The 24,133-nt window shown below is 35.0% G+C and carries 13 protein-coding genes, 1 tRNA gene, 2 rRNA genes and 1 riboswitch; of the genes, 14 read left to right on the top strand and 2 right to left on the bottom strand.

Annotation, left to right across the window (positions count from 1 at the left end):
• The first annotated feature begins 274 nt into the window (after positions 1-274).
• The 5 genes from C1I91_RS27410 to C1I91_RS27390 all read left to right on the top strand — a co-directional run bounded on the left by C1I91_RS27410 (position 275) and on the right by C1I91_RS27390 (position 5,625).
• Positions 275-3,180, top strand: a 23S ribosomal RNA gene (locus C1I91_RS27410).
• Positions 3,181-3,235: 55 nt separating this feature from the next.
• Positions 3,236-3,353, top strand: a 5S ribosomal RNA gene (gene rrf / locus C1I91_RS27405).
• Positions 3,354-3,378: 25 nt separating this feature from the next.
• Positions 3,379-3,453 (top strand) — tRNA-Asn (locus C1I91_RS27400).
• Between the two features lie 310 nt (positions 3,454-3,763).
• Positions 3,764-4,177 (top strand): helix-turn-helix domain-containing protein, encoded by a 414-nt coding sequence (locus C1I91_RS27395; RefSeq protein ID WP_128215769.1) that lies wholly within the window; start codon positions 3,764-3,766, stop codon positions 4,175-4,177.
• A 2-nt stretch (positions 4,178-4,179) separates the two neighbouring features.
• Positions 4,180-5,625: an MFS transporter gene (locus C1I91_RS27390; RefSeq protein WP_128215768.1), complete on the top strand. Its 1,446-nt coding sequence runs from the start codon at positions 4,180-4,182 to the stop codon at positions 5,623-5,625.
• A 337-nt stretch (positions 5,626-5,962) separates the two neighbouring features.
• On the opposite strand, the gene C1I91_RS27385 is transcribed toward C1I91_RS27390, so the two are convergent.
• Both C1I91_RS27385 and C1I91_RS27380 read right to left on the bottom strand, forming a co-directional pair.
• Positions 5,963-7,498, bottom strand: a complete 1,536-nt coding sequence (locus C1I91_RS27385; protein ID WP_128215767.1) for a methyl-accepting chemotaxis protein — start codon at positions 7,496-7,498, stop codon at positions 5,963-5,965.
• Positions 7,499-7,523: 25 nt separating this feature from the next.
• Complete coding sequence (locus tag C1I91_RS27380; RefSeq protein ID WP_128215766.1) at positions 7,524-8,528, bottom strand: ketoacyl-ACP synthase III; 1,005 nt, start codon at positions 8,526-8,528, stop codon at positions 7,524-7,526.
• A 73-nt stretch (positions 8,529-8,601) separates the two neighbouring features.
• Positions 8,602-8,685: riboswitch (cyclic di-GMP riboswitch) on the bottom strand.
• Positions 8,686-9,457: 772 nt separating this feature from the next.
• Here C1I91_RS27380 and fusA point away from each other — a divergent pair.
• The 9 genes from fusA to C1I91_RS27340 all read left to right on the top strand — a co-directional run bounded on the left by fusA (position 9,458) and on the right by C1I91_RS27340 (position 24,093).
• Positions 9,458-11,557 carry an elongation factor G gene (fusA, locus tag C1I91_RS27375; protein WP_128215765.1) on the top strand — a complete coding sequence of 700 codons (2,100 nt, stop codon included), beginning with the start codon at positions 9,458-9,460 and terminating at the stop codon, positions 11,555-11,557.
• Between the two features lie 160 nt (positions 11,558-11,717).
• Positions 11,718-11,960, top strand: a complete 243-nt coding sequence (locus C1I91_RS27370) for a hypothetical protein (protein WP_128215764.1) — start codon at positions 11,718-11,720, stop codon at positions 11,958-11,960.
• Positions 11,961-12,145: 185 nt separating this feature from the next.
• Positions 12,146-13,093, top strand: a complete 948-nt coding sequence (locus C1I91_RS27365; protein ID WP_128215763.1) for an ROK family protein — start codon at positions 12,146-12,148, stop codon at positions 13,091-13,093.
• Between the two features lie 347 nt (positions 13,094-13,440).
• The gene (locus tag C1I91_RS28480; protein WP_164880687.1) at positions 13,441-13,581 is read left to right on the top strand and encodes a hypothetical protein; all 141 of its coding nucleotides are present in this window, start codon (positions 13,441-13,443) and stop codon (positions 13,579-13,581) included.
• A gap of 515 nt (positions 13,582-14,096) precedes the next feature.
• A complete protein-coding gene (metH, locus tag C1I91_RS27360) occupies positions 14,097-17,768 on the top strand; it encodes a methionine synthase (protein ID WP_128215762.1) in 3,672 nt (1,223 codons plus the stop codon).
• A gap of 59 nt (positions 17,769-17,827) precedes the next feature.
• A complete protein-coding gene (locus tag C1I91_RS27355) occupies positions 17,828-19,072 on the top strand; it encodes a competence/damage-inducible protein A (protein WP_128215761.1) in 1,245 nt (414 codons plus the stop codon).
• Positions 19,073-19,530: 458 nt separating this feature from the next.
• Complete coding sequence (locus tag C1I91_RS27350; RefSeq protein WP_128215760.1) at positions 19,531-20,487, top strand: CPBP family intramembrane glutamic endopeptidase; 957 nt, start codon at positions 19,531-19,533, stop codon at positions 20,485-20,487.
• 305 nt (positions 20,488-20,792) lie between these two features.
• Complete coding sequence (locus C1I91_RS27345; RefSeq protein WP_128215759.1) at positions 20,793-21,842, top strand: ABC transporter substrate-binding protein; 1,050 nt, start codon at positions 20,793-20,795, stop codon at positions 21,840-21,842.
• 694 nt (positions 21,843-22,536) lie between these two features.
• Positions 22,537-24,093: an ABC-F family ATP-binding cassette domain-containing protein gene (locus C1I91_RS27340; RefSeq protein WP_128215758.1), complete on the top strand. Its 1,557-nt coding sequence runs from the start codon at positions 22,537-22,539 to the stop codon at positions 24,091-24,093.
• Positions 24,094-24,133: the final 40 nt, after the last annotated feature.

The raw sequence follows: 24,133 nt of genomic DNA, 5'->3' as shown, positions 1-24,133 counted from the left end.
CATAAGTTAAAGTAAAGATATTTACTAATCTTTGTAATAAATTATTGATAAGAATGCACGCTAGTATTCAAATCAATAACTGGTTTGTTCAAAACCAAATTATGAAATGTACTTTTCTAAGTGCAGAACCATAATTTGCGAAGCAAATTAGGAATGGCATTAGAACCAAGCAGTACAAGGAACCGACGAACGGAGCCGCGGAGCTTACTTAGGTAAGTGAGCAGTGTAGTGAGGAAGGTGACGAAGTAATGCGCCGGTTATAATGACATGACATGGTTAAGCTAGAAAGGGCGCATGGTGAATGCCTTGGCATCAAGAGCCGAAGAAGGACGTGACAAGCTGCGATAAGCTTTGGGTAGGCGCAAATAGCCTGTGATCCAAAGATCTCCGAATGAGGAAACTCACGTAGGTAACCCTACGTATCTTATAGTGAATACATAGCTATAGGAAGGTAAACCTAGGGAACTGAAACATCTAAGTACCTAGAGGAAGAGAAAGAAAAATCGATTCCGTCAGTAGCGGCGAGCGAAATCGGAAGAGCCCAAACCAAAGATTTATCTTTGGGGTTGCGGACAGAACATAAATGTGGTGGCTATTGTAATTGAAGATATCTGGAAAGATACACCGTAGAAGGTAATAGTCCTGTAAGTGAAACAAGAAGACCATAGTTCTGCTCCAGAGTACCACGAGACACGTGAAACCTTGTGGGAAGCAGGGAGGACCACCTCCCAAGGCTAAATACTACTTGATGACCGATAGTGAAGAAGTACCGTGAGGGAAAGGTGAAAAGAACCCCGGGAGGGGAGTGAAATAGAACCTGAAACCGTGTGCCTACAACCGATCAGAGCACCATATGTGTGTGATGATGTGCTTTTTGTAGAACGAGCCAACGAGTTACGGTATGTAGCGAGGTTAAGTACTTAAGGTACGGAGCCGAAGGGAAACCGAGTCTGAATAGGGCGAATAGTTGCATGCCGTAGACCCGAAACCGGGTGACCTATCCATGGCCAGGTTGAAGCGAAGGTAAAACTTCGTGGAGGACCGAACCACGTTGGTGTTGAAAAACCATGGGATGAGCTGTGGATAGCGGAGAAATTCCAATCGAACTCGGAGATAGCTGGTTCTCCCCGAAATAGCTTTAGGGCTAGCGTCGGATATGACTAATGGAGGTAGAGCACTGAATGGGCTAGGGGGCATATCGCTTACTGAACCTTATCAAACTCCGAATGCCATATAGTATTAGTCCGGCAGTCAGACTGCGAATGATAAGATCCGTAGTCAAAAGGGAAACAGCCCAGATCGTCAGCTAAGGTCCCAAAGTATAAGTTAAGTGGAAAAGGATGTGGGATTTCTAAGACAACTAGGATGTTGGCTTAGAAGCGTACCACTCATTAAAAGAGTGCGTAATAGCTCACTAGTCGAGAGATCCTGCGCCGAAGATGTTCGGGGCTCAAACTTATCACCGAAGCTACGGCTAGTAGATTTAATCTACTGGGGTAGGGGAGCGTCGTAATCGGGCTGAAGTCGTACCGTAAGGAGCGGTGGACTGATTACGAGTGAGTATGTTGGCATTAGTAGCGAGAACTAGGTGAGAATCCTAGTGGCCGAAAACCTAAGGTTTCCTCAGGAAGGCTCGTCCGCTGAGGGTTAGTCGGGACCTAAGCCGAGGCCGAAAGGCGTAGGTGATGGACAATCGGTTGATATTCCGATACCATTGCAAATCGTTATTACCGATGGAGTGACGCAGGAAGATAGAGTGTGCTAGCTATTGGATGCTAGTCTAAGCACTTAGACATGCAAGTAGGCAAATCCGCTTGCTAAGTTAAGGTGTGATGGGGAAGGCCCTTGTGGCTGAAGTACTTGATTCTACGCTGCCAAGAAAAGCTTCTAGGGAGAAATGTAGTGCCCGTACCGCAAACCGACACAGGTAGGTGAGGAGAGAATCCTAAGGCCGGCGGAAGAATTACAGTTAAGGAACTCGGCAAATTGACCCCGTAACTTCGGGAGAAGGGGTGCCTACGAGAGTAGGTCGCAGAGAATAGGCCCAAGCAACTGTTTAGCAAAAACACAGGTCTCTGCTAAAGCGAAAGCTGATGTATAGGGGCTGACGCCTGCCCGGTGCTGGAAGGTTAAGGGGAATCGTTAGCGGTAACGCGAAGCGGTGAACTTAAGCCCCAGTAAACGGCGGCCGTAACTATAACGGTCCTAAGGTAGCGAAATTCCTTGTCAGGTAAGTTCTGACCCGCACGAATGGCGTAATGACTTGGGCACTGTCTCAACTGTAAATCCGGCGAAGTTGTAGTGCAAGTGAAGATGCTTGCTACCCGCGATTGGACGGAAAGACCCCGTAGAGCTTTACTGTAGCTTAGCATTGAGTTTCGGTATTGTCTGTACAGGATAGGTGGGAGACTGGGAAACATCCTCGTTAGGGGATGTGGAGTCGACCTTGGGATACCACCCTGACAGTACTGGGATTCTAACCGGGCACCATGAAGCTGGTGACGGGACATTGTTAGGTGGGCAGTTTGACTGGGGCGGTCGCCTCCAAAAAGTAACGGAGGCGCCCAAAGGTTCCCCTCAGAACGGTCGGAAATCGTTCGTAGAGTGCAAAGGCAGAAGGGAGCCTGACTGCGACACTTACAAGTGGAGCAGGGACGAAAGTCGGGCTTAGTGATCCGGTGGTACCTCGTGGGAGGGCCATCGCTCAACGGATAAAAGCTACCTCGGGGATAACAGGCTGATCTCCCCAAGAGTCCACATCGACGGGGAGGTTTGGCACCTCGATGTCGGCTCGTCGCATCCTGGGGCTGAAGTAGGTCCCAAGGGTTGGGCTGTTCGCCCATTAAAGCGGCACGCGAGCTGGGTTCAGAACGTCGTGAGACAGTTCGGTCCCTATCCGTCGCGGGCGTAGGAAATTTGAGAGGAGCTGTCCTTAGTACGAGAGGACCGGGATGGACTGACCTCTGGTGCACCAGTTGTTCCGCCAGGAGCATAGCTGGGTAGCTACGTCGGGAAGGGATAAACGCTGAAGGCATCTAAGCGTGAAGCCCACCTCAAGATTAGATTTCCCATAGCGTAAGCTAGTAAGATCCCTCGAAGAACACGAGGTTGATAGGTCGGAGGTGTAAGCATGGTAACATGTTCAGCTGACCGATACTAATAGATCGAGGGCTTGACCAAAACAAATATTACAAAGTAAACTTAAGTGCAATTTTGAAAGAATAATCTTTCAAAATCTAGTGATGATGCGTCTAAGGGTTACACCCGTACCCATACCGAACACGAAGGTTAAGACTTAGACGGCTGATGGTACTGCATGGGCGACTGTGTGGGAGAGTAAGTGGTCGCTAGGTTTGTATCTCTTAAGAGATACAATATTCCGCGATAGCTCAATGGTGGAGCACTCGGCTGTTAACCGATAGGTTGGAGGTTCGAGCCCTCTTCGCGGAGCCATTTGTACATAACGTCAGTTTATACTGGCGTTTTTTTGTTGTTAAAAAATATAAAATAAATTATTTACATTTATAGATTATTATATAAAAATATGCACATAGTAAACTAACAGTATGTTGATAATAAAGCTTATTAATATAGAAATTGTGGATAATTAAAATATTTTCCAATATATTTAAGCTTAATACTAATGCATTAGCTTAATAATCTAAGAATGTTATATAAGTAAACGATTTGTTTAGGTTTATAAACATACCATAACATTGACGTTAAGGTTATACTATATTAGAATTATAACGGAGGCGATAGCATGGATCAAAAATACTATCAGATAGACGAAGTTTCAAAGATAACTGGATTAACCAAAAGAACCATAAGGTACTATGAAGATATGGAGTTATTTATACCGTCTTCAAGAACTGATTCAGGTTATAGACTTTATAGTGATGAAGACATAAGTACTATAAATGAGATAAAAGATCTTAGAGCCAAATTAGGTTTAACTATAATAGAAGTTAAGCAAATATTAGGTTTGAGAAAGAATCTTAATAAGATTTGGAATAATGAAGTTACTGATCCTCTGTATATAAATGAAGCCTTGAATAAGCTTAGTTCATTAATAGAAACTATAGATGAGAGAGAGAAGGTATTAAGAAGAGTAAAAGATAATTGTAGCAAGAGTCTGGAAAAATTAAATGCACTATTAGACAGGAAAGAGGAATAGGAATGAAAAAGGATAATTATAAATGGATAGCGCTATCATGTACTACAATTGGTGCGTTGTTATCTGTTATGAGTGGTAGTACTCTTATGATAGCACTACCGATTATTATGAAAGATGTAAATGCAGGAATGGGCATAGTTACTTGGATTCTTATGGGGTATATGCTAGTTCTCACTATACTGGTACCTTCAATAGGAAGAGTCGCAGATATGGTAGGGAGAAAGAAATTGTATGTTAGCGGTTTTGCCGTATTTACAGTAGCATCCCTTTTATGTGGACTATCGCAAAATGGAGTAATGCTTCTTGTGTTTAGGTTAATACAAGGAGTAGGTGGTTCTTTAATGGTAGCCAATAGTACAGCAATAGTAACAGACGCCTTTCCTAAAAAGGAATTAGGAAGAGCTTTAGGAATAAACAGTATGATTATAAGCGTTGCCAGTGTTATAGGACCTATACTAGGTGGATTTCTAGTTAACTTCGGATGGAGAAGTATATTTTATATAAATATTCCTATAGGTATCGTTGGAACCTTGTGGGCTGCAGTTCAGCTAAAAGAGGTTTCTAATTTACCAGAAAAGCAAAGATTTGATTTCAAGGGAACTATAGTATTTACTTTAGGAATGTTATCCTTATTAATAGCGTTAACCCTAGGTAGTTTTTCAGGTTGGTTAAATGTTAATGTAATAGTACTTATAGTTGCTGCAATAATATTGATAGCTCTATTTGTAAATATAGAGAGTAAAATAAAATATCCTATGTTGGATATGAGATTATTTAAAAATAGAATATTAGCATTTGCATATGCTAGTAACTTCTTTAATGGAATAGCTAGAGGAGCTGTAACATTTTTGCTAGTTTTCTACTTCCAAGGTATAAAGGGAATAGATCCGATAATAGCAGGTATGTTACTTACACCACTTGCCATATCTATGATGTTAATTTCGCCTATAAGTGGAATATTGTCAGATAAGTATGGATCAAGAACTTTGAGTTCTGTTGGACTAGGGATATCAGCTCTAGGATTGCTTGGATTTATGTTTATAAAAGAGAATTCCTCTATGACTTCTCTTGTAATATCTATGCTCGTAATGGGATTAGGCTCAGGATTGTTCTTCTCTCCTAATACAAATTCTATAATGGGATCAGTACCTGCAGATAAAAGAGGTGTTGCAGCTGGAGTTAGAACCATGTTAAACAATGCTGGAACTGTTTTAAGTATAGCGCTTTCGATGGCTATAATAGCATCTAGCGTATCTCCTGAAGCTATGCAAGCACTTTTTGTAGGTACACAAGTAGGTGCAGAAGGTATTGCAATAGGTAAGTTTATAGGTGGATTAAGACTGGCATTTACAATATCCTTCATATTCAGTGTAATAGCTGCAATTTTATCCTACTTAAGAGGACCAGAAGTAGAGTGGGAAGAAAATGTTGAAGAGTCAGCGGCATAAACCTGTATATTAATTTAAAAGATTAGGCTCTGTTAAAGTACTGTGTTGAAATTAAGTGGTCAGTCATCCGATGCTTAGATGAGCTTGCGCAAAGAATTAATATGATTTTGTCATATTCCATGGCTAAAACTGTAAACTCACTACGTTCGAACAGTACAGTTTCTTAACGCCACTCCATCTGAAAAAATCATTTAATTCTAATTGCTCGCTCATATAGCATCTCCTTCTTAACCACTTAATTTCAACAGTATCCTTAAACATAGCCAAAAATTAAAAAATAGGCTGTTAATTATATTTATAATTGGCAGCCTATTCTTATTCTATAAAAATAGTTGGTTTATTTATTAGTTAAGTTATTCATTTGTTTAGCTAAGTCTCTTAAATATTCTGAGCTAGCAGCTATTTCTTCGCCAACAGCAGCATTTTGATTTAAGGAGTCGGATACTAATTTGAATTTATTTATAGTCTCTTCTGTTAACTTAGTAATGCTGGAATTAAATTCAACCACGTTTTCAGTTTCTGTAATCATAGATGAAGTTAAACTACTAATACTACTTATATTTTCATTAGAAATTCTAAGTTTGTTTACCATAGTTGATACATTGTCAACAGCTGTAGTAAGAATAGTATTACCACTAGATATTTGTGAATTGTTTTCTGTCATAAGAGATTCAACTTCTTTTATTTTCTCTTTAAATTCACTTAAGATAGCGCCTATATCAGTTAATGAATGTCTGCTATCTTCAGCAAGAGTTCTAACCTCTTCAGCGACTACAGCAAATCCTTTGCCTAGCTCCCCAGCTCTTGCTGCTTCGATTGATGCGTTTAGAGCTAATAAATTAGTCTGTTCTGAAATATCACTTATAATACCTATGATATTATCTATTTCAGCTGACTTTTGTTCTAATACTTTGGAAGCTTCGAATGTATTATTTATTCTTATACTTATATTATTAATTATTTTTAATGCTTCATTTAAGGAAGTGTTATTTTGAGTTGATAAAGCAATAATCTCATCTGAGAATCTTTTTGTATTTTCAACTCTATCAGCTGCATTCTTATTTATATTAAGTAAATTAGTTAGAATAGTTTTATTTCTTTCTGATTTATCTAACATGTCATTAGAATCATTATTTATCTCATTGCTTGTAACAGCAATATACTGTAGTGACTTCGCTTCCTGTTCAACAGCAGTTGAAAGGGTTGTACTTGAATTTAAAAGCATCTCTGAAAATTCACTTAGCTGTGAAAACAACTTTGAGATGTGATCATTTTTTTCTTTTAGAATTCTTTCATTTTCAGCTATGTCTTTAAATAGCTTAGAGGCAAAGTATGTAAAGATATATATTGCAAAAGATGTAAGAGATATGACAATTATTCTAATAAGTATTTCTCTTAAAAATACTTTTTCATCAGGTAAAAGCTTTGAATCATTTAAAAATATATAAACCTGAGATAATAGACTAAGTGCAATTGATACTAGAGTTAATCTACTATCAAATAATAAAGCACTAAGAAGTATAAGGTAAAACACAATTATCCATAATTCTTTAGATGGAACCATTCTTGTAAGGTAAAGGTAGTTAATATAACATATAACCACTAATGCACCTTTTAGAAACCTTAGACCTTTATTCCAGGATTTTTCATCCTTCAGTGCATATTTATAACCAAGTCTAAATATGATAACCTCAATAAAAGTCAGAGCTAATAGCACAAACAGTGAAGTCCAACTTATTTCTGAGTATAAGTTCAGAGCTTTCATAGACATAAACACTATACCTGCTAATAAGGCACTAATAGAATAGATAACTAATACAAATTTTAAAGTTTTTTTCTGAAAGTCAATAATACTGTTTGATAAAGCTTCCATTTTTATCCCCCTGTTTAAAATTAAATTACCACTTGTATATTAGAGAAGCCATAGTGTATCCTGCTGCTACAGAACAAAAGACAAGTATATCATTCGTTTTAAAATCATTTATGGATAGCATGTCATCTAAAGCTATAATAGGACTTGCGCATCCAGTATAGCCATACTTATCGCCGTTGAAGATAGCTTTGGACCTATCAACTCCAAGCTTTGCCAAGGTCTCATAAAGATCATGCTTAGAAAATTGGGATATGAAGTAATGACTAACATCCTTAGGTTTAAGGTTATGATCGCCCAAGTGAATAGTCATAAGCTTGGACCACTCATCTGAAAGAAAACTAAAATCAAAAGGATCCCATCTCAACCTTCTATCATAATTTGAAGTTTTCTCATCAGTTATTTTGGATAAACCACAATTAGGAAATCTTATATTTTTATTATAACTGTCATCTGTAAAGACTCTAGATCCTAAGAAGCCTCTTTCTTTTTCTTCCTCTACAACCTCAAGTATTATAGCAGCAGCTCCATCAGATATACCTTGGTAAGTAACTAAATCATCTTCACGTGAAAATGGAGTCATGTTCATAGAACCAACTACAAGGATTCTTTTATATTTAGTGTCTGTTTTCAAATACCTTGAAGCAATATCTATTGCTGTCAGCATTCCTATGCAGTCATTATTCATATCAAATACATTGGTAACATTCTTGGCTTCAAGACTATTCTTTATAATTAGTGCACAGCAAGGTGTAAGGTACTCTGGGGTATCTGATACAGATATTATAGCGTCTATATCTAAAGCACTAAGATTAGCTTTTAATAAAGCATTCTTAGCAGCCTCTACTGACATAGTTATACTTGTTTCTTCTTCAAAAGCTAAGGTTCTTCTATTCCTACCCATCTTCTCCATCATTCCAATAGCATGAGCGTCAGTACCGAATTTCTTATAGTGCTCTATATAGTAATCATTATATAGAACCTTTTCTGGATGATAACTTCCTACTCCCATAATTATTACATTTTTGACCATATTATCTCCTCCATATTATATATAGATAAATAAAAAGAATGAACAAGCAAAAAAGGTTCATCCTTAATATAAACTTAGCAACCTGGCAATCATAAAATAAATTTTAAGACCCATAGCTTTGCGTCCTTATCTTTCGATAAGTTTGCCTTTATTTAAGTATAAACAGATAATATTAAATTCAATTTAAATAGAAAGTTTAATTAAATAATAACTATTTTACCAAACTTTGATATGACTGTACACTATAATATGAATAAATTGCAGAAAAATAACAAAAAGTTAAAAAAGTACACGAATAATAAGGGCAAATATAAAAGTATCTATTAGATGCAATAAGAAGGAATAGAATATAACATTTAGGATATGATGTAAATATAGTCAGTTTATGAAAAAATAAATTTTCAGAATTTTCAAAAATAAAGAAGGATAAGAATTTATTATAGAGAATATTATTTAATATAATAATATAAAATTTAATGAATACATTTATTATATATACTATTCTGTGTGAAGATTAAAAATCTAAGTGAGCGGCTTTTTTAAGTTCTTTATAAAGAAAGATGTACACTTCAATACCAAAACTGATTTTAAAGCTTCTATATACCATTATAGTAGGTTTAAAAAAGGTAAATTTCATTAATAAGGTGTACACCTATGTATCCATATCTGTTCTTTTATATTTATCGTCAATACATTTTATCTCTAGGATTTGTAGACTTATTCAAGCAATCTTTAGCTGATTAATATTTTTCACTTAATTTGCAGCTATAACCTCAAAATACAACTTATACTTCCAAAGGCTTGTAACTGCGATGTCAGTAGAAATATTAACTATAGCTTCTTAAAATATATGGCTAAAGTCTAAATTTTTATGGAAGGTAGGTGAATGTCTTAACTTTATCTAAATTTATAGAGTTAAGATGAAATGTATGAAAGACTATAAAACCAATAATCTAAGAAATGTAGGTATAATTGGGCACAGTTCATCTGGAAAGACTGCGCTGTCTGAAGCCTTGTTATATTGTACTAAAACCATAGATAGATTAGGTAAGATAGAAGAGGGAACAACAGTAAGTGATTATGATGTGGAAGAAAAGAAAAGAGGAATATCCTTATCAACATCAGTTATTCCTTTAGAATACAATGATAAAAAGATTAATTTAGTTGATATGCCAGGGTATTTTGATTTTATAGGAGAAGAAATACAGGGAATAAGAGCTGTTGATGTAGCAATGATAGTGGTTTGCGGTGCTGCAGGTATTCAGGTAGGTACGGAAAAAGCTTGGGAATATTGTAATAAGGCTAAGTTACCGAGATCATTTTTTATAAATAAGTTAGATAGAGAAAATTCAAATTATGATCAAGTTCTTATGAAACTTAAAGATAAATTTGGGATTACAGTTGTACCTATACAATACCCCATAGGTAAGGAAAGCGATTTTAGCGGCGTAATCGATATAATTAAGAGAAAAGCGCATATTTATGATAAGAAGTCTAAAAGGGTAGAGATAACAGATATCCCTATAGAGTTATTGGATAAGGTTGAAGAATGCAAACAGATGATAATGGAGGCAGTGGCTGAAACTGATGAAGAACTTTTAGATAAGTATTTTAGTGAGGGAGAATTAAGTGATGAGGAAGTTTACAAGGGTCTAATTAAAGGCTGCACCACTGGCGAGATAGCACCAGTTATGTGTGGAAGCTCCTTAGAAGTAATGGGCATGGATCTACTTATTGAAGATATCATAGAATGCTTTCCTTCTCCTGATAAAATAACAGTAAGTAGTTTGCAAAATTTAAACGATAACAATTATGAAAAAGTTAGAATTACCGATAACGCGCCTTTTTCGGCATTTATATTTAAAACCATAGCTGATCCTTTTGTAGGTAAACTTTCCATATTTAGAGTTTTAACAGGTAAGGCTTTGTCAGACTCAACAGTATATAATTCATCTAAAGAAAAAATAGAGAAGATGAGCAATTTATACTTTTTAAGAGGAAAGAATCAGTTAACTACAAAAGAAGTTATTGCAGGGGATATAGGTGCTGTGGCAAAGCTTCAATACACTGCTACAGGGGATACTCTTTGCGATAGTAATTATAAGGTCATATATGAGCCTATGATATTTCCAGAGCCAGTTATGTCTATGGCAGTGCTTCCAAAGAGTAAGGGTGACGAGGATAAGATATCTTCAGCTCTAGGAAAGCTCTTGGAAGAAGATCCAACCTTTAAGATATCAAGAGATATGGAAAATGCTGAAACTATAATTTCTGGAGTAGGTGAAACTCATTTAGAAGTAATTGCTTCTAAGTTAAAGAATAAGTTTGGAGCAGAAGTAGTACTTCAAAGCCCTAAGGTTCCATATAGAGAAACTATAAAGGGTATAGCAGATGTGCAAGGAAAGCATAAAAAACAATCTGGTGGGCATGGGCAGTACGGAGATGTAAAGATTAAGTTTGAACCTAGAAGTGATTATAATGATGAACTGCAATTTGTAGATCAAGTTGTTGGAGGAGTTGTACCAAGGAATTATATTCTAGCGGTAGAAAAAGGTTTAAGGGAATGCATACAACATGGTGTATTAGCTAGATACCCGGTTATAAGACTAAAAGCAACCCTACATGATGGAAGTTATCATCCTGTAGATTCTTCTGAAATGGCATTTAAGATAGCTGCGTCATTAGCTTATAAGAAAGGTATGGAGATAGCAAAACCAATACTGTTAGAACCAATAATGCACTTAGAAGTTATGGTTCCTGGTGAATATATGGGAGATGTTATAGGAGATATAAATAAGAAAAGAGGAAGAGTTCTTGGTATGGAGCCAGTAGAAGGAATGGAAATGGTAACCGCTGAAGTTCCTATGTCTGAGATGTTTAAATACGCTACTGATCTTCGTTCGTTATCACAAGCAAGAGGTAGTTTTAGAGCTACCTTTGAAAGATATGAAGAAGTTCCTCCTGTAGAAGTTGAAAAGATAATAGAAAATGCCAGGAAGCTAAAAGACATTAAGAACGAAGCTTTGTAAGAATATAATATAATCACTTAAAAAATTGCTAATGAAAGCCGTTAGCAATTTTTTATTCTATATAAATTTGTAAAAGTCCATTCTTTATTTATGTAATGAGGAATATTAATTCTATTTTTATCTATACTAATAGTAAAAACTTATATCTAGGGGGTCAAAGATGTCAGACTATAGAATGGATATCAGAGGAAGTATTGGACTTAGCGATTACAGCAATATTTATGATTATATCGGAGTTGTGGATAATAAGGATAACTTCACCATAACAGTTGACAATGAGGGAAATGACAGCATAAGAGTTATATGTAAGATGTTATCTGATAATGATTTTTATATAAAAGATCAGGGATATGATGAACAAGGAAGATATTATATAAATGCATTTAAGAGCGAACAGCAATAGAAATAATAGAATATTTTTCGGTATAATATCTTCAATATTTACAATAATGTAATTTAAATTTAGGAAAAAGTTATAAATATTATTAGCAAATTAAATATAGAATATAATTAATTGTATATATGCTATAATAAGGTTGTAAATTCATAAAAAAGGTATGTTTTATTTTAGGATGTGGGGGGAAAATAATGAGTAACTATGTTATAGGTATAGACCTAGGTGGAACAAAGATAAGTACAGCTTTGTCAGACTTTGATGGAAACGTTATAAGCCAATCAATAATCGCAACTGATGCCCATGAGGGTGAAATAGCAGTACTTGGAAGAATAATTAAGACTGTAGAAGATGTAATCGAAAATGGTAATGTAACCATTGAAAAAGTAAAGGCCATCGGTATAGGTTCTCCTGGGCCATTAAACGCAAAAACTGGTATTATAATAACTACACCAAATCTTCCATTTAAGAACTTTGATTTAGTATCACCTATTAGAGAAAAGTTTCAAGTTCCAGTATATCTAGATAATGATGCAAATGTTGCAGCTATAGGTGAGTTTATGTTTGGAGCTGGAAAAGGAACTGAAAATATGGTTTACTTCACAGTTAGTACTGGCGTAGGCGGAGGAGCTGTCCTAAATGGTAAGATATATAGAGGAAATACAAGTAATGCTCTTGAAATAGGACATGCTACAGTAGCTCCAGATGGACCAAGATGTAATTGTGGAAACATAGGATGTCTAGAAGCTGTTTCTTCAGGAACTGCTATAGGAAAAAGAGGTAAAGAGGCTTTAGAAAGTAAAGTTGAAACTTCTCTTAGAAAGTACAAAACTGTAACTTCAGCTGAAGTTTTTGCAGAAGCAGCTGCCGGAGATCAAGTAGCTAAGGATATAATAGATACAGCATTAAACTACCTTGGTATAGGTGTAGCTAATGCTATATCCATATTTGATCCTGAGATGATCATTATAGGTGGAGGAGTATCAAAGGCTGGAAAGATTGTTTTTGATAAGGTTCAAGAAGTTGTAAATATAAGATGCTTTAAGAACATGGCTGAAGCATGCAAGATAGTTCCTGCAGGTCTTGGAACAGATGCTGGAGTTATAGGTGCAGTAGCATTGGCTATAATGGAAAGCAAGTAGAAGTTAAAAACATAAAAAAATCGCATTTAGAAGTTAGTCTATGTTAAAGTTCAATATTGAAATTAAGTGGTCAGTCATCCGATGCTTTAATGAGCTTGCGCTAATTGCTCGCTCATATAGCATCTCCTGCTTAACTACTTAATTTTAAAAAATTAGTAAACATAGCCAAAAGTTAAAACCATGCAGTATAGGTAAGAGTGACCTATATGCATGGTTTTTATTTTTTAATAATATTGCTTTAGTAATTTAGTTTAAAAATACTATGAATATTTGGATAAGAAAGTACATAAATTAATGAATGTAGAGAGGGACAAAGTTCTACTAAAGAAAAGAAGGAGTGATAAACTATGCCAAAGGATAGTCAGATGGACAACAAGTTAACTAGAAAACTTAAGTCAAATTGGGATACAGCACTAACTGATGAAGAACCTAAGAATAGTAATAGAAATAGAAAAAGATTATCTGTAAAACAAGGCACTGGGCAATAAATTCTTTTTTCTCATACATAGCTTACTTTGAATATTTCTAAAATAATTACTTAACAAAAACTTTTATCAGTTTTTATTTGTATCCCTTCTCACAAATAAAAACTGTCTGATTCTCTATGTAAGCATTGAGAAAAGGAATTTTTCAAATACTGCTCATCGTAATTATATTTACGATGAGCAGCTTTATTTATTTCTATGGGAATTTATATTTAGCAGGGGCCTGGTATATCTGATGTACTAGCTCCATACTAGGTGTATTTTTAAAGCATTCTAGATTCTTAGAGGAACACTAGAAAGTATAAAATTTACTATGAATTGGTACATAGATATACTTAGTTCTGTATGATAACTAAGTATTATAGTATAATATTTATATAAAGAGTTCCTATATCGAAACTTGATTTATACCTGTGCTAAAACCCAGGCTTTTGGAGATTTTAGGGCACTTATAAATTAATAGTTGAGTTAGGAACTCTATACATAAGATACAATAATAAGATTATTTGGAGGTAGCAATGAGGGGGCAATTATTCAAAAATAATAAGTTTATAGAGAGCTTACAGGAAAAAATCTTAGTTCTTGATGGGGCGATGGGAACAATGATACAGTCTTATAAGCTTAAGGAAGAAGACTTTAGAGGAACCTTATTTAAAGATGCAGCTATTGAGCAAAAAGGCAATAATGATATACTGGTTTTGACACAACCGGAGATAATAAAGAGTATACACAAAGCTTATTTGGAAGCTGGCGCAGATGTAATAGAAACAAATACTTTTAATAGTAATATCATATCTCAAGAAGATTACGGACAACAAGAATTAGTATACGATCTTAATTATAGTGGGGCAAAGATCGCAAGAGAAGTAGCTGACAGTTTATCAACTGAGACAAGTCTAAAGTTCGTGGCAGGTTCTATAGGACCAACAAATAAGACCTTATCAATGTCGCCAGATGTTGAAAATCCATCTTTTAGAAGTGTTACCTTTGAGCAGGTAGTTGAGTCTTATAAAGTTCAGATAGAAGGCCTAATGGATGGAGGAGTAGATGTACTTCTCATAGAGACTATATTTGATCATTTAAATGCTAGAGCTGCCTTAGTTGCTGCAGAGTCAGTATTTAGTGAAAAGAATAAGCAAGTTCCCATAATGCTTTCAGGTACTATAAATGATAGGGGCGGCAGACTTTTATCAGGCCAGACCTTAGAAGCTTTTACTGCCTCTATGAGAAGCGATTATGTTATATCCATAGGCCTTAACTGCTCCTTTGGAGCAAAAGAGCTTATACCATTTGTAAAAGAATTAGCTAAGAAGGAAGCTTTATATGTATCTTTATACCCAAATGCCGGATTGCCTAATATACTTGGAGAGTATGATGAAACTCCAGAAATAACTTGCAGTTATTTAAAGGAGCTATTTGAGGATAAGTGCTTAAATATAGTTGGCGGCTGCTGTGGAACAACTCCAGAGCATATAAAGGCAATAAGTTCTTTAGCTAAGCGATATAGTCCAAGGATATTACCTATAGTAGATAAGGTTAGTACTTACGCAGGGCTAGAACTATTAGAGGCAAGAGAAGAAAATAACTTTATTAATATAGGTGAAAGGTTAAATGTTGCTGGATCAGCTAAATTTGCTAGATTAATAAGAGAGAAAAGGTATGATGAAGCACTAGTTATAGCTAGAGAGCAAGTAGAAAATGGAGCACAAGTCCTGGACATAAACTTTGATGACGGGTTGCTTGATGGAAAAGAAGAAATGTCACACTTTCTAAGACTTCTAGCAGCTGAACCAGAGATTGCTTGCAAACCGGTGATGATAGATTCTTCTAGGTGGGAAGTTATAACTGAAGGGCTAAAGTCTATCGGTGGAAAGTGTATAGTAAACTCCATATCACTAAAAGAAGGTGAAGAGGAGTTTATAAGAAGGGCTTCTATAATAAAGAACTTTGGTGCCGCAGCTGTTATAATGGCCTTTGACGAAAAAGGTCAGGCGGATAATTTTGATAGAAAGATTCAGATATGCAAAAGAGCCTATGACATATTAACGGAGAAGGTAGGCTTTCCAGCTGAGGATATAATATTTGACCCTAATATACTAGCTATAGCAACGGGTATTGATGAGCATGATAACTACGCCTTAGATTTTATAAATGCTACAAAGTGGATTAAGGAAAATCTACCTTATACCAAGGTTTCAGGAGGAGTATCAAACTTAAGCTTTTCCTTTAGAGGAAACAACTTTGTAAGAGAGATGATGCATTCCGTATTCTTATATCATGCAATAAAAGCAGGTATGGACATGGGAATAGTTAATCCTGGAATGATAAGAATCTATGATGATATACCTAAGGATGCGTTAGAATTAGTAGAAGATGTGGTGCTTAATAAAAGAAACGGAGCTAAGGAAGAGCTGTTAGAGTTTGCTGATAAGCATAGAAACAGTGAAGAGAAGCAGGATGAGAAGATAAAACTTTGGAGAAGTGATGCGGTAGAAAAAAGATTAAGTTATTCCATAGTAAAAGGAATCAGTGAATATCTTGAAGAGGACTTAGAAGAAGCAAGGTCTATCAGCCAGAAAGCACTTAATATTATTGAAGGACCACTTATGGACGGCATGAAGATAGTTGGAGATTTATTCGGAGACGGAAAGATGTTTTTGCCACAGGTGGTGAAATCAGCTAGAGTTATGAAAAAAGCTGTGGAGATATTACTTCCATATATAAGGCAAGACAACTCTGAAGCACAAAGCAAGGCTGGAAAGATACTGCTAGCTACGGTAAAAGGCGATGTTCACGATATAGGTAAGAATATAGTTGGGGTAGTATTAGGTTGTAATAACTTCGAAATAATAGATTTAGGGGTTATGGTTCCTTGTGAAGAGATACTGAGAGTGGCTAAGGAAGAAAAGGTTGACGCTATAGGGCTAAGCGGTCTTATTACTCCTTCTCTTGAAGAGATGGCTCATGTAGCAGAAGAGATGGAAAAGCAAGGTTTTGATATACCCTTATTAATTGGTGGAGCTACAACTTCTAAGATCCATACTGCTTTAAAGATAGCGCCTAACTATAGTAACGGTGTTATATATGGAGGAGATGCTTCAAAGACAGTAGAAATTATGAAAGAGCTTATGAAGGATAAGGCAACCTATTTGGAGAATATAAATAATGAGTACAAAGATATAAGGGATAACTACAAACAATTAGTCACTACAGAAAATATACCTTTAGAGGAAGCTAGAAATAATAAGTTCAGAATTAATTGGGATAAAGAAACAATAGATGTTCCAGAATTCCTAGGAGTAAAAGAAGTTAGCTACACAGTTAAGGAATTAAGAGAATATATAGATTGGACTTTCTTCTTCATTGCTTGGGAGATGAAGAAAACTTATCCTGAAATACTTGAGGATAAGTTATATGGAGAAGAAGCCAAGAAGCTATTTGAAGAAGCTAACAATATGCTTGATGAGCTGGAAGAAAACAATAAGATATATCCTAGAGGAGTATTTGGCATATTTAAGTGCAACGCCATAGGAGATGATGTTGTTTTATATGATGAAGCTGGTAAAGAAGTTGAAACTTTTAATTTCCTTCGCCAGCAAAAGAAGCTTAAGGAAGAAAGGTATATGTGCTTATCAGACTTTATAGCTCCAAAGGAAAGTGGCAAAACTGACTATATAGGAAGCTTTTTAGTCACTGCTGGTACTGAAGTCTATAAGTATGAAGAGGAACTTAAAAAGGATGGAGAAGATTTTAAGGCCATAATGCTTAAACTATTATGTGATAGGTTAGCAGAAGCAGCAGCAGAAAAACTTCATGAAGACATAAGAAAAGTTTATTGGGGTTATGATAAGCAGGAGAACATTACTAAAAAGGAACTATTCCAAGCTAAGTATAGAGGGATAAGACCAGCCTTTGGATATCCTTCATTAAAGGATCAAAAGCAGATTGAAAAAGCTTTCAAGATTTTAAAAGCCACTGATAGAACAGGGGCTAAGCTAACTGAAAGCTATATGATGGATCCAGTTGCTTCTGTATGCGGATTGTATTTTGGATCGAAGCATTCAAAGTACTTTGATTCATTTAAGTTTTCAAAGGATCAAATAGTGGATTACTGTAGCAGAATTAATGAACCAATAAATTCAGTGGAAAAGAGGTTAAATAACTACTTGCATGGAAAGTATAGTGAGTAAACTACTTTTTAAAAATAACTTGTAACTAAAAAGCTTATATAAAAGAAAGAAGGAGAAACATGAGAGCAGAAATAATTTCCGTAGGAACAGAACTGTTATTAGGTGATATAGTAAATACCAATGCTCAGTTTTTAGCTAAGGAACTAGCTGCTGTTGGCATAGATGTGTATCATCAAACTGTGGTTGGAGACAATGAGGAAAGGATGCTTAAAGCCTTTAGCGATGCTTTTGAAAACTGTGATTTGATAGTTGCTACAGGAGGCCTTGGGCCAACTCCTGATGATTTAACCAAGGAAACTGCTGCTAAGTTCTTTGGTCAGGAATTAGTTGTCCATGAGGAATCTTGGAAGTCTATAGAGGCTTACTTCAATAAAAACGGAAGAGCAATGGAAGGAAGTAATGCTAAGCAGGCTTATTTCCCAAAGGATGCGGTAGTTCTTCCTAATCCTAATGGTACAGCGCCAGGAGCTGTATTAAAAAAAGATAATAAGATGATAGTAGTTCTTCCAGGACCACCTAAAGAAATGAAGCCTATGTTTATGAACCATGTGATACCTTATCTTAAGCAATATACTGACACTGTGTTAGTATCTAAGGTTTTAAGAATCTTTGGCATAGGAGAAGGTTTTATGGCTGAAGAAATCGCGGACATAATAAATGGGCAGACCAATCCAACAGTAGCTCCTTATGCTAAGGAAATAGATGTAACTCTTAGAATAACCGCTAAGGCTAAAGACGAAGAAGAAGCTAAAAACTTAATAAAGCCTGTTGAAGACAAGATAAGAGAAAAACTTGGAGATAATATATATGGTGAGGGTGAAACTACCTTAGAGCATGTAGTAGCAGAGCTTCTTGTTAGAAATAAGCTTACTATAGCTACAGCAGAATCCTGTACAGGAGGGCTTGTGGCAGCAAACCTAATAAATTATCCAGGTATATCTGAAGTGTTTTTAGAAGGTGCAGTAACTTATTCTAATGAAAGTAAGATGAAAAGGCTAGGAGTTAAAGAAGAGACCTTAGATAAGTATGGAGCTGTAAGTGAAGAGACTGCCAGAGAAATGGCTGAAGGCATAGCTAAAGCTGCAGGTACAAAAGTTGGTATATCTACAACAGGAATAGCAGGTCCTGGCGGTGGTACAGATGACAAACCTGTAGGATTAGTATATATGGGTATATATATAGATGGGAATACTTTAGTAAGAAAGTTTAATTTCCAAGGGTCAAGAGAAAAGGTTAGACAAAGGGCCATGATGAATGCTCTAGATTGGCTTAGAAGAGAATTACTTAACAGAAACTATGTTTAAGTAATATAAGTTTACGAAAATATCTATATAGGGAACCAACTTCAACTATTAATTTATACATGCCACAAAATCCCCAGAAGCCTGGATTTTATAACAAGTATAAATTAAGTTTTCATATAGGTTCCCTATAGGTATCCAATTTCAACTATTAATTAATGCATGCCCTATAATCCAAAAAAAACGCTATTATAGAACATGTATAAATAAAGTTTTCGTAAAGGATACCTATGATATCATTTTCTTATATTGTACCGATAAACAAAATAAAAATTCCTCTTTAAGCTAGGAGAACCATCACTAAAAGAGGAATTTTCTATATTAAATAAAATGGGGGAGAGGCAATTTAATATAAAAGTTATCTACACTAATAATTGTCTCCCGAAACTAAAAAAATATACATACCCCAAAAATAAATATAAAGTATTTAGGTATATAAATTAAATGGTAAGGAGAGATTTATGAAACCAGTATTTAAATCAAATTTGTATTTCTTTATAGTTTTACTAGTATCTATGGTAGGTCCATATATTGTAAGAAGGCCGCTTATGGCTTTAGGATTTAATTACGGAGAGTTGTTAATGACTGTCCATGCGTTATTCTTCCTTGTGCCTGCTGTTATATATGTTGTGATAACAAAGGCTTCAGTAAAAGAAACCTTTAGATTTAATAAGATTAGTGGTAAGGAAATCGGGTATGCAATACTAATAGCAATTTTATCTCAACCGGTTATGACGCTTTTTTCTCTTATAACATCATTTTTCTTTGACAACGATGTTGCGAAGGCTATGAATGTGATGAGAGATTTACCTTACTGGATGATGCTTTTAGTTGTAGCAGTTACACCAGCTATAACAGAGGAAATAACCATGAGAGGTATAGTACTATCAGGATATAATAATAAAAGCAAGCTAAAAGCTTCGTTAATGATAGGATTATTATTTGGAATATTCCACTTGAATGGACAGCAATTCCTTTATGCAGCTGCCTTAGGTGCACTTTTTGCATACATGGTTAGAGTGACTAACAGTATATTTGTATCTATGATATGCCACTTTACTGTAAATGGTATTCAGGTTACAATGCAAGCTTTACTTGCGCCTTTTACAAAACTTGCAGCAGCAAATCAACAAAATTACTCATTAAGACAATTACCTTTAAATCAAAAGATAAATACAGTGCTTACCTTTGGCTTTATTGCACTGATATTTGCAGCTTTAGTTTCTATATGTATTAAGAAGCTAAAAGAGGCAGCAGAGCAAAGAGGTGTTGTGGACAGCTATGAATTAGCTTTAGCAGGAGATGGTAGAACAGCAGGATTTGATGGAGACATAGCTTTAGAAAAAGATAATATCATAAACATACCATTCATAGCTACAGTAATTATTTATTTAGTATATATGATATTTATTGCATAGAAATTTATACAAATATTCCATTGGTAAAATAAAATACTGATATTAATGATTTAAATCATGTACAAAAATGGGTAAGCCCTAACTTGTGCATGATTTTTTGCTTTTTAGTAAAGTATAAGACTTCTTGCTATGTAAGCCCAGTAATCTCTAGTCTTTGGAGCAATTGATTAGGAAAGTATTAAATCCCTTTAGTGATTTTTATCTATAGTTCTTTTACAAGTTTTATTTAAATATGATAAGTTATGTGGTAAAATAATCAAGTGTTTATGAGAATGATTATTAATATATACAGGAGGCTTATATCGATGAAACATAAATATAAAATAATTACTATTTTATTTACCATAGTATTAACTATTTCCCTTACAGCTTGCAGCAGTAAAAAGGAACAAAAGATTTTAGATGTATTTAACTGGGGAGAGAACATAGATGAAGGACTTATAAAGGAGTTCGAGAATAAGTATGACATAAAGATAAACTATAATACCTATGATACAAATGAATTTATGTATCAAGCGGTAAAGTCAGGAAAAACAAACTATGATATAGTGGTTCCTTCGGACTATATGGTTGAAAAGATGATAAAGGAAAACCTGTTAGAAAAACTAGACTTTAACAACATACCTAACATGGATAAGATTGACTCAGACTATTTGAATAGATCTTTTGATCCTGGCAACAAATATTCTGTGCCTTATATGTCTGGAACCATAGGAATAATATATAATACAAACTTAGTCAAGGAACCAGTAGATTCTTGGAATATTCTTTGGGACACAAAGTATAAAGGAGAAATATTTATGCTTGATGCTCAAAGAGATGCCTTAGGGGTATCCTTGAAGAGGCTTGGATATTCTTTAAACACAACAGATAAAAGTGAAATAAACAAAGCAAAGGAAGAGCTTATAAAACAAAAGCCCTTAGTAAGAGCATATGTGGATGATGAAGTAAAGGACCGAATGGTAGCAGGTGAAGGTAAACTGGCAGTAATTTGGTCAGGAGAAGGCTTGAACCTTCAAGATAAATACCCATATCTAAAGTATATAGTACCTAAGGAAGGCGCTAACTTCTGGGTTGATTCTTTAGCAGTGCCAAAAGGAGCAAAACATAAAAAAGAAGCAGAAATGTTTATAAACTTCTTATGTGAAAAAGATCCTTCTCTAAGAAATGCCGCAGAAGTTGGCTATACAACTCCTCAAAAGGAAGCAAGAGAGGCACAAGACGACAAGATCAAGAATAATAAAAATGCATATCTGCCTAAGGAAGTGCTAGATAAGTGCGAAAATTACAGAGATCTAGGTGAACAACTAAAGCTATACGATGAGGCATGGTTAGAGGTTAAGTCTGCAAAATAGTATTCTATTCATAAGTTGTACTCTTCAGCTTAAAGTTTGGCTCTGTTCAAGTACCGGGGTGAAATTAAGCGGTCAGTCATCTGATGCTTAGATGAGCTTGCGCTAATTGCTCACTCATAGAGCATCTCCTTCATGACCACTTAATTTCAACAATATTATTAAACATAGCCTAAAGTTTATATCTTCAAAGCATCAGTTCACAAATGTGAGGAGACTTTAAAACAGTTTTCGTATTAAAAGTGCATCCTTAATAAATCATTTTCAAATAAAAACAATATAATTAAAAGACCTTCTACATAAGCGTAAGTTTAAGTAGAAGGTCTTTTTACTATAATAGTAAGAATTTCTTTTGACAACAAGCTGTTTGATACCTTAAAATATTGATGGTATTATAAAAAATTATATTTAAGAAGTACAGGATGTTATACCTTTATTTAAAGGGACTGAATTAGGTATTATTAATGAAGGCAATTAAAGAATATACAATTAATATTATAAATTATTTATAATGACTCAAAGTCTTAATAAATATGCTGAATTAAATATAACATTAAGTATTTTTAACATTATAAGAATTTAAAAGTATATAATTATGTGATTAAATAAATATAACAATTTAAAAAGTTAAGAAGTTAAGAATTTATTGGAAACATGCGGGTTTAAACGAGAATATATAAGGAAGAGGAGAATAATAATGAGTATACTTACAGTTAAGAATCTAAGCCACGGTTTTGGTGATAGAGCTATATTTGAAGATGTATCCTTTAGACTACTTAAGGGAGAGCATATAGGTTTTATCGGTGCCAATGGTGAAGGTAAATCAACGTTTATGAATATAATAACTGGAAAGCTTATGCCTGATGAAGGAAAGGTTGAGTGGAGCAACAGAGTGAGAGTTGGTTATATGGATCAGCACGCAGTACTTCAGAGCGGACAAACAATAAGAGATATTTTAAGAGGAGCTTTTCAATATTTGTTTGATGCAGAAGCTGAAATGAATGAACTCTATGGAAAAATGGGAGAGGTTAGCGAAGACGAACTTAATGCAATGTTGGAAAGAACAGCAGTAATTCAGGATATGCTGGATAATAATGGATTTTATGTTATTGATGCTAAGGTTGAAGAAACGGCTAAGGGGTTAGGTCTTTTAGATGTTGGGCTAGATAAAGATGTTACCAATTTAAGTGGAGGACAAAGAACAAAGGTATTACTTGCTAAGCTTCTTTTAGAAACTCCAGATATATTACTTTTAGACGAGCCTACTAACTATTTAGATGAAGCTCATATTGAATGGCTTAAAAGATTTTTAAATTCCTATGAAAATGCTTTTATACTAATATCTCACGATATTCCATTTTTAAACTCGGTAATCAATCTAATATATCATGTAGAAAATAGGCAGCTTAACAGATATGTTGGTAATTACGAGGAGTTTGAAAGAATATATGAGGCAAAGAAAAAACAATTAGAGCAAGCTTACGAAAGACAACAGGCTGAAATAGCGAGATTAGAGGATTTTGTTGCTAGAAATAAGGCTAATGTAGCCACTGCAAACATGGCTAAATCTAGACAGAAGAAACTTGATAAAATTGATAGAATTGAATTGAGTCAAGAGAAACCAAAACCAACCTTTAACTTTAAGACAGCAAGAGCTTCTGGAAAAGTAATTTTTGAAACAAAAGACTTAGTTATTGGTTATGACCACCCACTTACAAAGCCTCTTAATCTTTATATGGAAAGAGGTCAAAAAATTGCTTTAGTTGGGTCTAATGGATTAGGAAAAACTACTCTTCTTAAGAGTTTAATGGGGCAAATCAAGCCTATAAGTGGAGAAGTTGCTCTTGGAGACTATCAGTATATTGGATACTTCGAGCAAGAAAGCAGAGAAGGAAATACGAATACTTGCATCGAAGAATTTTGGCAGGAGTTCCCTGGATATACTCAATATGAAGTACGTGCTGCTCTTGCAAAGTGCGGATTAACTACAAAGCACATAGAAAGCATGGTAATGGTACTTTCAGGGGGAGAAGCTGCTAAGGTTAGATTAGCTAAACTAATAAATAATGAAACTAATATATTGATACTGGATGAGCCTACAAACCACTTAGATGTAGATGCAAAGGATGAGCTTAAGAGGGCTTTAAAAGAATATAAAGGAACTATATTATTAGTTTGCCACGAACCTGAGTTTTATCATGATGTAGTGACTGAAATTTGGAATTGTGAGGAATGGACAACTAAAATAGTATAGTTAAGGAGCATCCCTAGATTTGTGTAAATCAAATCTAGGG

This window comes from Clostridium manihotivorum (genome assembly GCF_004015185.1).
Lineage (GTDB): Bacteria > Bacillota > Clostridia > Clostridiales > Clostridiaceae > Clostridium_AR > Clostridium_AR manihotivorum.
Note: the sequence above shows the minus strand (reverse complement) of the source record. Positions and strands in the feature narration are given on the sequence as shown.

Coding starts and splice junctions, on each gene's coding strand:
- C1I91_RS27395 (WP_128215769.1), top strand. CDS start 3,764: ATGGATCAAAAATACTATCAGATAGACGAAGTTTCAAAGATAACTGGA.
- C1I91_RS27390 (WP_128215768.1), top strand. CDS start 4,180: ATGAAAAAGGATAATTATAAATGGATAGCGCTATCATGTACTACAATT.
- C1I91_RS27385 (WP_128215767.1), bottom strand. CDS start 7,498: ATGGAAGCTTTATCAAACAGTATTATTGACTTTCAGAAAAAAACTTTA.
- C1I91_RS27380 (WP_128215766.1), bottom strand. CDS start 8,528: ATGGTCAAAAATGTAATAATTATGGGAGTAGGAAGTTATCATCCAGAA.
- fusA (WP_128215765.1), top strand. CDS start 9,458: ATGAAAGACTATAAAACCAATAATCTAAGAAATGTAGGTATAATTGGG.
- C1I91_RS27370 (WP_128215764.1), top strand. CDS start 11,718: ATGTCAGACTATAGAATGGATATCAGAGGAAGTATTGGACTTAGCGAT.
- C1I91_RS27365 (WP_128215763.1), top strand. CDS start 12,146: ATGAGTAACTATGTTATAGGTATAGACCTAGGTGGAACAAAGATAAGT.
- C1I91_RS28480 (WP_164880687.1), top strand. CDS start 13,441: ATGCCAAAGGATAGTCAGATGGACAACAAGTTAACTAGAAAACTTAAG.
- metH (WP_128215762.1), top strand. CDS start 14,097: ATGAGGGGGCAATTATTCAAAAATAATAAGTTTATAGAGAGCTTACAG.
- C1I91_RS27355 (WP_128215761.1), top strand. CDS start 17,828: ATGAGAGCAGAAATAATTTCCGTAGGAACAGAACTGTTATTAGGTGAT.
- C1I91_RS27350 (WP_128215760.1), top strand. CDS start 19,531: ATGAAACCAGTATTTAAATCAAATTTGTATTTCTTTATAGTTTTACTA.
- C1I91_RS27345 (WP_128215759.1), top strand. CDS start 20,793: ATGAAACATAAATATAAAATAATTACTATTTTATTTACCATAGTATTA.
- C1I91_RS27340 (WP_128215758.1), top strand. CDS start 22,537: ATGAGTATACTTACAGTTAAGAATCTAAGCCACGGTTTTGGTGATAGA.